This is a genomic window from Dyella ginsengisoli LA-4 (assembly GCF_000334915.1).
GTDB lineage: Bacteria > Pseudomonadota > Gammaproteobacteria > Xanthomonadales > Rhodanobacteraceae > Dyella_A > Dyella_A ginsengisoli_A.
In genome coordinates this window covers 1-11,920 of record NZ_AMSF01000032.1, presented here as the reverse complement: position 1 = coordinate 11,920, position 11,920 = coordinate 1, and the positions used below count along the sequence as shown (strand labels likewise).

15 protein-coding genes are annotated in these 11,920 nt (G+C 69.0%); 4 read left to right on the top strand and 11 right to left on the bottom strand.

Translation table 11 applies throughout. The annotated features are described in order from the left end of the window. Positions 1-21 precede the first annotated feature (21 nt). From dsbG to C693_RS0108975, 8 genes are all read right to left on the bottom strand, one after another. Positions 22-780: a thiol:disulfide interchange protein DsbG gene (gene dsbG, locus C693_RS0109010; protein ID WP_017461938.1), complete on the bottom strand. Its 759-nt coding sequence runs from the start codon at positions 778-780 to the stop codon at positions 22-24. Continuing rightward, entirely contained in the window at positions 777-1,631 is an 855-nt protein-coding gene (locus tag C693_RS0109005) for a TlpA family protein disulfide reductase (protein WP_017461937.1), read from the bottom strand. The genes dsbG and C693_RS0109005 overlap by 4 nt, the downstream gene beginning before the upstream one ends. Before the next feature lie 87 nt (positions 1,632-1,718). Then, a complete protein-coding gene (locus C693_RS0109000; RefSeq protein WP_017461936.1) occupies positions 1,719-2,687 on the bottom strand; it encodes a c-type cytochrome in 969 nt (322 codons plus the stop codon). Next, complete coding sequence (locus tag C693_RS0108995; RefSeq protein ID WP_017461935.1) at positions 2,684-3,361, bottom strand: c-type cytochrome; 678 nt, start codon at positions 3,359-3,361, stop codon at positions 2,684-2,686. Before C693_RS0108995 ends, C693_RS0109000 begins: the two co-directional genes overlap by 4 nt. After that, positions 3,348-4,316 carry an extracellular solute-binding protein gene (locus tag C693_RS0108990; RefSeq protein ID WP_017461934.1) on the bottom strand — a complete coding sequence of 323 codons (969 nt, stop codon included), beginning with the start codon at positions 4,314-4,316 and terminating at the stop codon, positions 3,348-3,350. The genes C693_RS0108995 and C693_RS0108990 overlap by 14 nt, the downstream gene beginning before the upstream one ends. A gap of 28 nt (positions 4,317-4,344) precedes the next feature. Continuing rightward, positions 4,345-5,193: a metalloregulator ArsR/SmtB family transcription factor gene (locus C693_RS24000; RefSeq protein ID WP_241762653.1), complete on the bottom strand. Its 849-nt coding sequence runs from the start codon at positions 5,191-5,193 to the stop codon at positions 4,345-4,347. A gap of 139 nt (positions 5,194-5,332) precedes the next feature. Then, a complete protein-coding gene (locus C693_RS0108980; RefSeq protein WP_157798576.1) occupies positions 5,333-5,746 on the bottom strand; it encodes a hypothetical protein in 414 nt (137 codons plus the stop codon). A 28-nt stretch (positions 5,747-5,774) separates the two neighbouring features. Then, positions 5,775-6,383, bottom strand: a complete 609-nt coding sequence (locus tag C693_RS0108975; RefSeq protein ID WP_026107294.1) for a class I SAM-dependent DNA methyltransferase — start codon at positions 6,381-6,383, stop codon at positions 5,775-5,777. 109 nt (positions 6,384-6,492) lie between these two features. Here C693_RS0108975 and C693_RS0108970 point away from each other — a divergent pair, with 109 nt between their 5' ends. The 3 genes from C693_RS0108970 to C693_RS0108960 all read left to right on the top strand — a co-directional run bounded on the left by C693_RS0108970 (position 6,493) and on the right by C693_RS0108960 (position 9,694). After that, positions 6,493-6,780, top strand: a complete 288-nt coding sequence (locus tag C693_RS0108970) for a hypothetical protein (protein WP_017461930.1) — start codon at positions 6,493-6,495, stop codon at positions 6,778-6,780. 119 nt (positions 6,781-6,899) lie between these two features. Further along, on the top strand, positions 6,900-8,483 hold the full coding sequence (locus C693_RS0108965; RefSeq protein WP_017461929.1) for a DUF1800 domain-containing protein: 1,584 nt from the start codon (positions 6,900-6,902) through the stop codon (positions 8,481-8,483). Between the two features lie 8 nt (positions 8,484-8,491). After that, a complete protein-coding gene (locus tag C693_RS0108960) occupies positions 8,492-9,694 on the top strand; it encodes a DUF1501 domain-containing protein (RefSeq protein ID WP_017461928.1) in 1,203 nt (400 codons plus the stop codon). A 9-nt stretch (positions 9,695-9,703) separates the two neighbouring features. On the opposite strand, the gene C693_RS0108955 is transcribed toward C693_RS0108960, so the two are convergent. The 3 genes from C693_RS0108955 to C693_RS0108945 are packed head-to-tail and all read right to left on the bottom strand — an operon-like array spanning position 9,704 to position 11,461. Further along, positions 9,704-10,147, bottom strand: a complete 444-nt coding sequence (locus C693_RS0108955; RefSeq protein ID WP_017461927.1) for a DUF1579 family protein — start codon at positions 10,145-10,147, stop codon at positions 9,704-9,706. A 25-nt stretch (positions 10,148-10,172) separates the two neighbouring features. After that, the gene (locus tag C693_RS0108950) at positions 10,173-11,096 is read right to left on the bottom strand and encodes a sensor domain-containing protein (RefSeq protein ID WP_017461926.1); all 924 of its coding nucleotides are present in this window, start codon (positions 11,094-11,096) and stop codon (positions 10,173-10,175) included. Continuing rightward, on the bottom strand, positions 11,096-11,461 hold the full coding sequence (locus C693_RS0108945) for a PadR family transcriptional regulator (protein WP_017461925.1): 366 nt from the start codon (positions 11,459-11,461) through the stop codon (positions 11,096-11,098). The genes C693_RS0108950 and C693_RS0108945 overlap by 1 nt, the downstream gene beginning before the upstream one ends. A gap of 287 nt (positions 11,462-11,748) precedes the next feature. Here C693_RS0108945 and C693_RS24485 point away from each other — a divergent pair. Further along, positions 11,749-11,920: RHS repeat-associated core domain-containing protein (locus tag C693_RS24485; protein ID WP_430536802.1), on the top strand; the 172-nt coding region annotated here is incomplete at its 3' end.

Here is an 11,920-nt window from a genome sequence, read left to right as displayed (position 1 = left end):
CGTACCCGCAGTGGCCCGGCCTTACTTGCCGAAGATCGCGTCCAGCATGTCCGGCGGCGGCATGCCGTCGGCCATGCGGATCTTGCCGTCGGCATCCTTGTAGATCACCGCGGGCGTGCCGGTGACGCCCAGCTGGTCCATCAGCGCCGCGTTGTCATCCAGCTTCTTCGCCGTCGCCGCGGAGACCTTCGCCAACGGCTGCACCGGACTGTTGCCGAAGTGCTGCTCGTGCTGGCGCAGGGTGGCGGCCGGATCGGACGCGTCCAGCACGGCGGCGGCGCGCGGCTCGCTCTTCGGCGCGATCACCGCGACCATCACGTAGCGCACCTGCACGTCACCCTTGGCCAGCTTCGGCTGGATCGCCGCCCACAGGTGATGGCAGTACGGGCACTCGGTGTCGTTGAACACGTAGACGATGCGCGACGCCTTCGGCGAGCCCTCGGCGATCCAGGTCGACTTCTCCAGGCTGTTCCAGGTACCGGCATCGAACACGGGCCGGCTGGCTTCGGCCATCGGTGCCTGGGTGAGGTCGTGCCCGTTCTCGTCGAACATCTCGCCGACGAAGGCATGCTTGCCGTCCGGCGGCACGTAAAGCGGCACCAGATGGCCGCGGTAGCTCGCCAGATAGGCGCGGTAGCCATCGGGGGCCGGCAGGCTGCCCTTGATCTCCAGGCCCACCTTCTGCTGCAACGCCTGCACCGGCGCCGGGTACTTGGGCGCATCCTGCGCCTGGGCACAGGCACTCAGCAGCAGGGCCAGGCCCAGCAAATGAAACTTCATCGGGTTACTCCAGCGTGGATCGGCGCCGACGGGGCACCGGACAGAATGAGCCGCATCTCGGCGGCCAGGGTGGCCGGCGACAGCGCTCCTACATGCATGCTACGCAAAACGCCGCCGGCATCGAAGAACAACGTGGTCGGGAACACCCGGGCGTTCATCTGCTGCGCCAGCGACTGGGCCGGATCGACCAGCATGTGGTCTGCGCGCAACCCGCTCGCCGCGAGATAGGCGCGCACCTCGGCCGCGGATTCGCCCTGGTCGACGAACACGAAGTGCACCTGCCGGTCCACCTGCTGTGCGCGGATCAGCACCGGCAGTTCGCGCCGGCACGGCGGGCACCATGTCGCCCACAGATTGACCACCACCGGCTTGCCCGCAAAGGCGCGCAGGTCCACCGGACGGTCGTCCAGATCGCGCAGGGTGAGTGCCGGCAGCGGCGTGTGCATGGCGGCGTCCAGCCGGTCCGCGACGAGCAGGCCGAAGCCCCAGACCAGCAGGCCGCCTGCCAGCGAGGCCGTCAGCGGCAGCCGCAGCATCGGTCGCCGCCAGATCAGGCCAAGCACGCCGAGCCCCAGCGCGACCACGCCGGCCAGGGGCGAAAAACCGCCATCGCGGGGATCGAGCATCGACAGCGGCGACGCCGCGTACTGCGGCCACCAGCGCACCACGAAGGCGATCCGCGCGACCAGCAACGAAAGCGCGAGCAGCGCCCACAGCGCCGGCTCCACCCTGGCCTGGCCACGACGATGCAGGAACGACGCCACCGCCAGTGCGACGAAGACGCCGGCCACCAGCAGCACCGTGCCCAGCGACCACGCCAGCGGACCGATCGACACTACCGGAGCGGCCATCAACCGATCCTGCGAATCGGGACGGGCCACCACGTGCGGATGGCCGCACCGGCGCGAGGCGCGGCCTCCAGCAGCATCCGCACCCGCCTAGTTCCGCGTGGCCGGTGCCGAGCCCAGCAGATGGCCGTTCACCGTGGTGCCGTACAGCGACATCGGCGTGTCGTGGTAGGCCTTGCGGGTGGCCGCCAGGTCACCCTTGTAGCGCGGATCCTGCGGGCGCTCGTGCCCGTCCATGTACATCGCCACGTCCCACGCGTCCTGGTCGGTGAGCGTGCCGCCCTGGCTCAACGGCATGTTGGCCTTGATGAAGGCCGCCGCGTTGTCGAGCTGGTGCATGCCGGCGCCCCAGTTGAACGAGTCCGGCCCCCAAAGTGGCGGGAACACGTAGCGCCCGGCCACCTGCTGGCCCTGCCCGTCGGCACCGTGGCACAGCGCGCAATGCGCCTTGAACACCGCTTCGCCGCGCGCATAGTCCGGCGGCTGCGGCGGCTTGAAGCCCTTCTTCGGATAGCCCGCGCCCGGCAGCTTCTCGCCGGTGGGCGCGCCCTTGGCCATCCAGAACGCATAGGTTTCCAGCGCCACCATCTCCTTCGAGTCCAGCGGGGGCGCCTTGCCGTTCATGCTGTACTTGAAACAGCCCTGCAGGCGTTCGCCCAGCGTGTTCACATGGCCGTTCTTCGCGCGGTAGGCGGGATAGGCCACATAGGCGCCCCACAACGGCGCCGAGTTGGCCAGCCGTCCGGCATCGAGGTGGCAGTTGGAACAGCGCAGGCCGTTGCCGACGTAGGCCTTCGCTGCCACGTCGGTGTTGACGAAGATCTCGCGCCCCTCGCGCACCACGTCGCCGAACGGCCCCTCAGGAATCGCCGATTCCGGCGGCGGTTCGAACGCGGCCGGCCTGGCCTTTGCGGCGGCCGCGGCCTGGGCATGGGTCGCCGGGCCAGTCGCTTGCGCGGCAGCGGCTGGCGTTGGCTTGGAAGCTTCCGGCGGGGCGGCCTGCGAACAGGCCGCCAGCACCAGCACGGAAAGGCCGATGAGCAGATGACGCGGTGTCATGGACGGGACTCCTTCGCCGGAAACGGTTGGGCGGCGAACCAGTGCGCCACCGCATCGATGTCCTGGTCGCTCAGCGAATGGCTGATGTTGCGCATCAGACCCATCGGATCGTTGTGGCGACTGCCGCTGCGGAAGGCCTTGAGCTGCGCCGCCAGATAGTTGGCCGACTGCCCCGCCAGCGGCGGGAAATCCGCTCCCACGCCCACGCCGCCCGGGCCATGGCACTGCACGCAGGCGGGCACCTGTTTCGACCAGCGCCCGCGCGTGGCCAGCGTCTCGCCGAGGTGCTGCGGATCGGCAAAGGGCGTGGTGCCCGCGGCATCCGGCGTGGCGACTGCCGGCATCCTGCTGAAGTAGATCGCCAGCGCCTTGCGTTCCGCCTCGGTCAGCGCACTGGCCTGCAGCTTCATCACCGGGTTGTCCCGCGTGCCGCTGGCGAAGGCTTCGAGCTGCGCCTGCAGGTAGGCCGCGTTCTCCCCGGCCAGCCGCGGAAAACCCCCGGACGCCTGGCCGCCGCCGTCAGGGGCGTGACAGGTCTGGCAGGGCGCCGCACCCTTGCCATTGCCCTGTGTGGCGATGGTCGCTGCATCCTGTGCGGTGGCCGGCGAGATGGCGACCAGCCACAGCGCAACCGCGGCGACCGCATATCCGCACCAATGATCAATGCGCCGCATGATCGCCTCCACCGACAGTCTGGAAACCGTATTTGCGGTAGATCGCCTGCGCCGCCGGCGTCTGCATGAAGTGCAGGAAATCCTTCGCAGCCTGCGCGTGCGGGGCGTCCTTCATGCGTGCGGCAGTGTAGGTGGCGATGGAGTTCTGGTCGGCGGGAATCGCGATCGTCTCGACCGGGCGATGCAGGATCTCCTGCTGGAAATACGCCTCGGTGGACCACACGGGCGCCGCGTCCGACTCGCCCTGCAATACCCGCAACGGCGACTGCCGGTGGTGGATGTGGGTGAGGAAGGTGCTGCCGTCGGCCACCTTGGTCTTCATCACCGCGGTCACCAGCGCCTCGCCCCCGGCCTTGCGGTAGCTGGCCTGGATCTGCCGGGCGATGCCCTCCCAGGCCGGGTTCGGCATGCTCACCCGCACGTCGGGCCGGCCCAGGTCCTTCAGCCCCTCGACGTGCTTCGGGTTGCCCCTCGCGACGAGGATCGCCAGCGGGTTGCGCACGTAGTCGACCGTTTCGGCGAACCAGCCATGCTCCTTCTGGCGCTCGGCGATGGCCGCCTTGCCGGCGGTATAGATGTCCGGCTTCAACGCGATGCGCAGGTTGCCCATCACCAGCGAACCGCTCTCGATCTGCCTGGCCAGGATGCCCGGCGGAAGCGTCTCGACGTAGATGCGCTGGTACTGCGGATAGGCCTCGCGGAACGCATCCATCAGGTCGTGCACGACCATGAACTGGTTGCCGGCGAAAAACACCGTGAGCTGCGGATCGGCGATATCGCCGTGCAGGTCGGCGATGGCATCGACCGGCGGGGCGCTGAAGTGCACGCCGCCCGCTGGCGGCGGGTTCCAGGGCGGCAGGTAGTCCGTGCTCTGGGCAGCTGCCGCCCCGGTGGTCACCAGGGCAAGCAGCGCCAGCACGCACGTCGCCGCGAGGCGGGTGGCCGAACGGTTCATGGTCGTGTCTCCGCTGTCGGGCTCGGGATCAGAGCGGCATCAGGGCATAGCCCTTCTGCTGCAGCTCGGTGACCGTGGTCAGCGCGGAAAGCGCCAGCGTGACGCTCTTGTCGACGGCTTCGTACGGGTACTTGTGCTCGGCGACCGCCTGCCCGCAGACCGCGATGTCGACACCCGCCTTGCGCAGCTCGGCGATCACCGGCAGGTTCGGGTTGTCGGTGCCGAACTCCTGGCGATAGTGCGCGTTGTCCAGCGCGATCGCGGTGGCCCCACCGGACGCCACGGCGACGATGTGCAGGTGCTTCAGCGGCACGCCGGCCCAGGTGTAGAGGTTGACGGTGCGCGCCACGCGCTCGATGCCGGGGTTCACTTCATCCGGCTTGGCGGCGGCCTTGGTCAGCCCGAACACGATCTTGTAGTTGGCCTTGGCGTCGGGCTTGTACGAGGCCTGCGGCAGCTCGTGCATCTTGCCGGCGGAGTGGATGGTGGGCGTCATCCAGAAGTTGCCGGCGGCCAGTGCGGCGGAGCTGGCGAAAGCCAGGCCGAGCACGGCACCCAGGGCAGTCACGGTCTTGTTCATCGGATCTTCTCCTTCGGTGGGAGGCGGTCCGGACGGACCGCAGATGCTGGAAAGCACCGCCGGCAACTGGGCGGATGCGGTGGCGTCGAGCCGATAGAACAGCTGCCGCGCCTGGCGCCGCTGGCTCACCAGCCCTTCCTCGCGCATGCGCGACAGATGTTGCGACAGCGCGGACAGGCCGAGCCCGAGTTCCTCCGCAAGCGCCCCCACCGACGCCTCGCCGCGATGGAACAGACGGCACAGCACCAGCAATCGCGTGGGGTTGCCGAGGGCCTTGAGCAGTCGTGCGGTCTCCACGACCCGCGGATCCATGGGAGGGGGCTTGCGCTTCACGAATTCACATTTCACTGAAATTTGAAATGTTTTAGCGCAGCCCCTCCGGCGGTGTCACCTCGCATCGCACAAAGTACCGGCAGCCGAACCCGCCCACGGGAGCTCAGGCGTCGGCCGCCATCCGCCAGAACAGCCAGGCCACCATGCACGCAGCCAGCAGCAGCAGGGACATGGCGATCCGCCCCATCACGCGCCATCCCCGCCCTTTCGCCGCCCTGCGCCGCTCGCCCGCGTACAGCGAGAGCAATTGCTTTTCGGCACCCGGCGGAAGGCGCTCGAGCTGGCATTCCAGTTCGCGCAACGGAGTCCTGCCCCGCACCAGCGCTTCCAGGCGTGCGATGCGCGGAGCGTGCCGATCCACGTCGCGGGACAGTGCGGCCATGATGCGCCCGGCGTCCGCCCCCTCACGCTCCAGCTGCTCGACGATCGCCCGTGCGCGCGCCTGGGCCGCGCGCCGATCGTCCTCGAGCATGCCGGCCAGTGCCTTGCGCCTGCGCCACGCCAATGGCCACTCCATGGTTCGACTCCACTGCCTCATGGACGATCTAGGCGTCGGCCTGCGCCCGCTCCAGCGCCGCAACGCGCCGCTCCAGCCGGGGGCCGAGGTAGGCCTGCGAGCCGCACGGCAGCAGGCCGGCCTCGCGGAAAGTGCGCAGATACCACGAGGCGTTGCGGGCGACGAAGCCCTGCAGGTCGCCGGCCGGGTCGTCCTGCCGGGTGAACACCTCGATGAAGGCGACGCCCTCGAGCATGTCGACCAGGCCCTCCAGCCCGGCGCGGATCTCGCCGGCCTTGAGGTAATGCAGCACGTCGCTGCACACGATCAGGTCGTAACGCTCGTCGAAGCGCAGGTACTGCAGCTGGCCGAAGGTGGCCAGGCCGATGTCGCGGCTGCGCCCGTAGCGGGACACCACGTACTCGCTGGCATCCAGCCCCCGGTAGGCGATGCCCGGGCGCAGGGCGCGCAGATGGGCGCGCCACGGCGCCTCGCCGCAGCCGATGTCGAGCACGTTGCGGATCGGCCGCCCGAGGTAGAACTCCGCCAGCGATACCGCCAGCGCCACCTTGCGGCGCAGCTCGGCCGGCGCCGCCACCGAATGCTCCGGATGGCGGTACCACTTGTCGAAATAGGCGCGATCGTAGGTCTTGGGCACGGCGGACATCCGGAGGAACGGGGCGCCATGGTAACCGCCGTGCCACGTCACCCGGCGCCGACGCGCACCGTTGCAGCATGGGGGCTCCCCAATCGCACGGAGGATCCCCATGACCATGATCCGCTTTCGCCTCACCGGCCACCGCGACGACGCCGACGCGGTGATCAACGCCCTGCACGGCCTCGACGGCGTCGAGCACGTGGAGGAAGTCGACGATCTGGTGCCCGCCATGCGCGACGACTCCAGCTCCAGCGCACCGCTCGACGGCCCCGGCGACCGCGTGTTCCGCGTGGAAGTGCAGGCACCGGACGATCGCCACGAGGACACGGTGCGGGACGTCGCCGCCCGGGTCGGCGCGGCGCGGGGCGTCGGGCTGGAAATCGTCGACGTGTTCTGATCTTCACGCGACTTCTTGCGAAGCATGAACGGCCACCGGCCGTCGCGCGGCGCAGGTACACCGCCGGCGGTCCGCTGCGTTGAGCATGCTCAGACCGACTCCGAAAGGAACGCCCGCCCATGCGTCGCTGCCCTCGCCTCGCACCGCTCGGCCTGCTGCTTGCACTGGCCGGCGCGACGTGCGCCCCAGCCCGTGCCGACAGTGTCCCGCTGACCCGCGACGACATCGCCTGGCTGCGCCGCGCCAGCTTCGGCATCGACAGCGCCACCCTCCAGCGCTACCGCGAGCTCGGCCGCGAGCGCTGGCTGGACGAGGCCCTGGCCGACCGCGACGACCGGCTGCCGCCGGCGATCCGGCAGGAGATCGACAGCTACGAGGCGATCGCCACGCCGCCGGCCGAGCTGGTTCGCGCGTATCGCGAATCGCTGCGCCAGGTAAAGGCGATGCCCGACGGCGACGCCAAGGTCGCCGCGAAGAAGGCCGCGCAGGTCCACGGCCGTGAGCTGCTGCGCCAGGCCCAGCAGGCCGAGCTGCTGCACGCCACCTACGGCAGCAATCCGCTGAAGGAACAGATGGTGTGGTTCTGGCTCAACCACTTCAGCGTCTACGGCCACAAGGGTCCGGTGCGCCTGCTCGCCGCCGACTACGAGGAGCACGTGATCCGCCCGCACGCGCTGGGCAAGTTCCGCGACCTGGTGATGGCCACGCTGAAGAGCCCGGCGATGCTGGTGTACCTGGACAACGCGCAGAACGCCAAGGACAAGATCAACGAGAACTACGCACGCGAGCTGATGGAGCTGCACACCCTGGGCGTGCACGCCGGCTACACCCAGCAGGACGTGCAACAGCTGGCCGCCATCCTCACCGGCGTCGGCGTGATCCGTCCGCGCGAAGCGATGCGGGGGCCGCGCATGAACCGGCACGGGCGCTTCGGCGGGTTCGACCGCTTCGGCGGCGAACGGCCCGGCGTGGTGCGCCAAGGGATGTTCGAGTTCAACCCGGCGCGCCACGACGACGGCGACAAGGTGTTTCTCGGCCAGCGCATCGAGGGCGGCGGCTTCGGCGAAGTGGAGCGCGCGGTCGACCTGATCGTGAAACAGCCGGCCTGCGCGCAGTTCGTCTCGCGCCAGCTCGCCAAGTACTTCGTCGCCGACCAGCCGCCGCAGGCGCTGGTGGACGCGATGGCGCGCACCTTCCAGCGCACCGACGGCGACATCGCCGCCGTGCTGCGCACGCTGTTTACCTCGAAGGACATCACCGCCACTGCCGGCGCCAAGTTCAAGGATCCGATGCAGTTCGTTGTCTCGGCGATGCGCTTCAGCCTGGACGGCCGGCCGATCACCAACGCGCAGCCGCTGGTCGCCGCGCTCAACCAGATGGGCGAGCCGCTGTACGGCCGGATCACCCCCGACGGCTGGCCGCTGGACAACGCCAGCTGGTCCGGCTCCGGGCAGATGGCCAAACGCTTCGACATCGCCGGCATGATCGGCAGCGGCCGCGCGCCGCTGTTCGCGCCCGATGGCACCCCGCCCCGACGCCAGCCCGGTGAGCGCCCCACCCCGCCCGCGCTGAACGGACCGCTGTTCGCGCAGGCGATGGCGCCCTGGCTGTCGCCGCGCACGAAGGACGCGCTGGCCCAGGCGAAATCGCCCGTCGAGTGGAACACCTTCCTGCTGTCCTCTCCCGACTTCAACACCCGCTGAGGTTCGCCATGGATCGTCGCCAGTTTCTCCGCACCGCCGTCGCGGCCGCGCTCGCGGCTCCCGCGCTGTCGTTCTCTGGCCGGCTGTTCGCCGCCCCCGTTGGCACGCCGCGCTTCCTGCTGGTGTTCCTGCGCGGCGGCTACGACTGCAACAACCTGCTGGTGCCGACGGGCAGCGATTTCTACTACGAATCGCGCCCGACCCTGGCGATCGCCCGGCCGGACGCGGGCAACCCGGACAGCGCGCTGGCGCTGGACGGCGGCTGGGGCCTGAACCCGGTGTTGCACGATTCCATCTGGCCGTTGTGGCAGAAGAAGCAGATCGCCTTCGTGCCGTTCGCCGGCACCGCCGATCTCTCGCGCAGCCACTTCGAGACCCAGGACCACATCGAGCGCGGCGAGCCGATGGATCACAGCGGCGACTACCGCTCCGGCTTCATGGCGCGACTGTCCGGCCAGCTCACCGGTACACCGGCGATCGCCTTCACCAACAACCTGCCGCTGAGCTTCCAGGGTGCCGGCCACGACATCCCCAACATCTCGCTCAAGGGCAATACGAAATCCCACTTCAACGACCGCCAGGCGGCGATCCTCGCCAGCATGTACCAAGGCACAGCACTTGCCGCCGCGTCGGCCGACGGACTGGCCCTGCGCAAGGACGTCACCGCCGACCTCGAGAAAGAGATGGTCGCCGCCAGTCGCGGCGCGCCCAGCGCCCGCAACTTCGCCAGCGAGACCCGGCGCATCGCCACGCTGATGCGCGACCGGTACCGGCTCGGCTTCGTCGACGTCGGCGGCTGGGATACCCACGTCAACCAGGGCAGCGTGAAAGGCGGCCTGGCCAACAACCTGCACAACCTCGGCGAGGGCCTGGCTGCGTATGCCGACGCGCTGGGCGACGACTGGAACGACACCACCGTGGTGGTGCTGTCGGAGTTCGGCCGCACCTTCCGCGAGAATGGCGACAAGGGCACCGACCACGGCCACGGCACGGTCTACTGGGTGCTCGGCGGACGCGTGCGCGGCGGGCGCATCGCCGGCGAACAGGTGGCCGTCACCCAGCCCAACCTGCTGCAGAACCGTGATTACCCGGTGCTCAACAATTACCGCGACGTGCTCGGCGGGCTGATGCAGAAACTGTGGGGACTGCGCGCCGACCAGCTGCAGTCGGTGTTCCCGCAGGCGCGGCCGGTCGATCTCGGGCTGGTCTGAGCCGGACGCTCAGTCACCGATGCGGTGGTAGGTCGCCTCCATCACCGGCTCCCAGCTCGCCCCGTCGTCGAACGAGCTGGCCAGCTCCAGGCGAAAGGCCTGCCCGTCGAGCGGGGTGTAGCGATGCCGTGTCTGGCCACGGGGTGAGCGGCGGACGATCGTCAGGACCTCGTCGCACCACGCACCCGCTGCCGGTTCCTGCGGCAGGAACCCGTAGCTGTCGAACCAGTACAGCGATACGCGACCCTCCGGTTCGGCGACGAATACCGCGTGGACCTGCAGCGCTGTCGCGCCGTCGCGGTCGTGGCGGTAGTCCTGCACCAGCAGGCGCCCACCCAGTTCGATGCGCGCATCGATGCATCCGCGGGCGATTCCGGCCGGGCCCCAGCGCGTGGCCGAGATCCGTTCCTCGCCTTCCCAGCGGCCGGCCATCCATTGCCACTTCGCGTTCATACCGTTCTCCCGCACTCCTGGGCGTTCAGCGCGCCGAACCGGCCACCAGCAGGTGCTTGGCGAGCTGGCCCTGCAGCTGGCCCAGTGCCCGCACCAGGTGCAGGGTGGCGAAGAACAGCAGCATGCCACCGATGCCCACGGCGATCAGTTCGCCCCAGCCTGGCACGTGCGGGCCCATGCCCCAATCGAAGGTGAGGGTGCCATCGACGAACACGCGGTTGATGCCGTCGATGTCCACCAGCCGCGCGAACGGCAGCGCCATGGACGCCAGCGCCATCGCCATCAGCGTCACGGTGAGCGTGAAATAGGCGATCCCCAGCGGCAGCATCAACACCATGTAGAACATCGTGGTCCAGGTGCGCCAGTCGGTGAACATCGCGCCGATGCGCTTGAGCAGCGACCCGTTCTGCGCCGGGTACGGCGGCCGCCGCGGCATGCGCACGCCGAGCATGGCCTCCACGATGCGCCCTTCCATCAGCGACATCGCCCGCACCACGCCGAAGAACAGCACGATGAACGGGATCCCGATGATCAGCACCGACAGGCCGGCCGACATCGACAGCCCGACCACCACCAGCACGAAATAGGCGATGCCGGTACCGAACGCCAGCAGCATGTAGAACAGCGCGCCCCAGGCACGCACGTCGGCGGCCACGCCGAAGAAGCGACCCAGCAACGAGCGGCGCTTCGGTGCCGGCGGAGGCCGCAGCGCGCGCTGGATCTTGATCTCCTGGTCGCGGTACAGCTCGGCCACCTCCTCCGGCGCACCGTAGCTGCCGACGACATGCGCGAGCATGTCCGCCTCGCTGCGCCCCGGTTGCTCGGCCAGCTCGGCCCGCAGGTGCTCCTCGGCGTCGTACAGCGCGTCCTGGATCAGCGCGGGATCGGCTCCGCGCAGGGCGTCGCGCAGCTGCGCGAGATATTCGGCGATCGTGCGTGGCGCATTCATCACAGCTCTCCTTCCAGAACCCGATCCATCGAGTCGCGCGTGGCGTGCCAGGCGTCGGTCCAGACGCGGAGCACCTCGCGGCCCGTCTTGGTGATGCGGTAGTAGCGGCGCGGCGGCCCGCTGACGGAAGGCTCGACTTCGCTGCTGAGCAGCTCGGCGGCCTCCAGGTTGCGCAGCACCGGATAGAGCGCGCTCTGCTTGCCCGCGAGCACGCCCTCCCCCGCCGCCTCCAGCCGCTTGGCGATCTGGTAGCCGTACATCGGCTGCCGCGCACGCCCCAGCACCGAGAGCAGCGCCAGCGACACCGTGCCGGCCGACAACTCCTTCTGGAACTTCTTCAGCGCGCTGGCGACGTCCTCATCCACGGCTTGCCCGCCCTGCTACCTGTGTTGGGATCAAGCATAGTGTGAACTTATCACTAGTCCATGGGTATGAAGTCATGGCGGGCGATGCGGCTGCTGGGCATGACGGCAAAGTCTGTGTGGATCCGGATACCAAAGTCTGTACAGCAGGAGCCGGTCCTGCACACACTTTGCTTGGAGCCGAAGAGCAAAATCTGTGTAGCCAAGGGAGGATCAACGGCTTGGCTGTCGCGCCCGCGGGCGATGGCCTCGCCTTGACAGGCAAAGTGTGTACGTAGTGGGCGCGCCACATCCAGGCTGACAGGAATGTCCAGCCGGAGCCTGCGCACACAAAATTCTGCACACGCTCGGCTGACAGTGTCGGATTGGATTACTATCGGGCGCGATACTACAGTCCAGTGCTTGGGCGATTTATCTCCGAAGACCCCATGGCGTTCGGGGGGGGGGGGGGGGTGGGGTGGG

Excerpts from the sequence above, each read along its gene's own strand:
- C693_RS0108995 (WP_017461935.1), bottom strand. The coding sequence starts at position 3,361 with ATGCGGCGCATTGATCATTGGTGCGGATATGCGGTCGCCGCGGTTGCG.
- C693_RS0108965 (WP_017461929.1), top strand. The coding sequence starts at position 6,900 with ATGCGTCGCTGCCCTCGCCTCGCACCGCTCGGCCTGCTGCTTGCACTG.
- C693_RS0108955 (WP_017461927.1), bottom strand. The coding sequence starts at position 10,147 with ATGAACGCGAAGTGGCAATGGATGGCCGGCCGCTGGGAAGGCGAGGAA.
- C693_RS0108970 (WP_017461930.1), top strand. The coding sequence starts at position 6,493 with ATGACCATGATCCGCTTTCGCCTCACCGGCCACCGCGACGACGCCGAC.
- C693_RS0109005 (WP_017461937.1), bottom strand. The coding sequence starts at position 1,631 with ATGGCCGCTCCGGTAGTGTCGATCGGTCCGCTGGCGTGGTCGCTGGGC.
- C693_RS0108980 (WP_157798576.1), bottom strand. The coding sequence starts at position 5,746 with ATGGAGTGGCCATTGGCGTGGCGCAGGCGCAAGGCACTGGCCGGCATG.
- C693_RS0108990 (WP_017461934.1), bottom strand. The coding sequence starts at position 4,316 with ATGAACCGTTCGGCCACCCGCCTCGCGGCGACGTGCGTGCTGGCGCTG.
- C693_RS0109000 (WP_017461936.1), bottom strand. The coding sequence starts at position 2,687 with ATGACACCGCGTCATCTGCTCATCGGCCTTTCCGTGCTGGTGCTGGCG.
- C693_RS0108950 (WP_017461926.1), bottom strand. The coding sequence starts at position 11,096 with ATGAATGCGCCACGCACGATCGCCGAATATCTCGCGCAGCTGCGCGAC.
- dsbG (WP_017461938.1), bottom strand. The coding sequence starts at position 780 with ATGAAGTTTCATTTGCTGGGCCTGGCCCTGCTGCTGAGTGCCTGTGCC.
- C693_RS0108960 (WP_017461928.1), top strand. The coding sequence starts at position 8,492 with ATGGATCGTCGCCAGTTTCTCCGCACCGCCGTCGCGGCCGCGCTCGCG.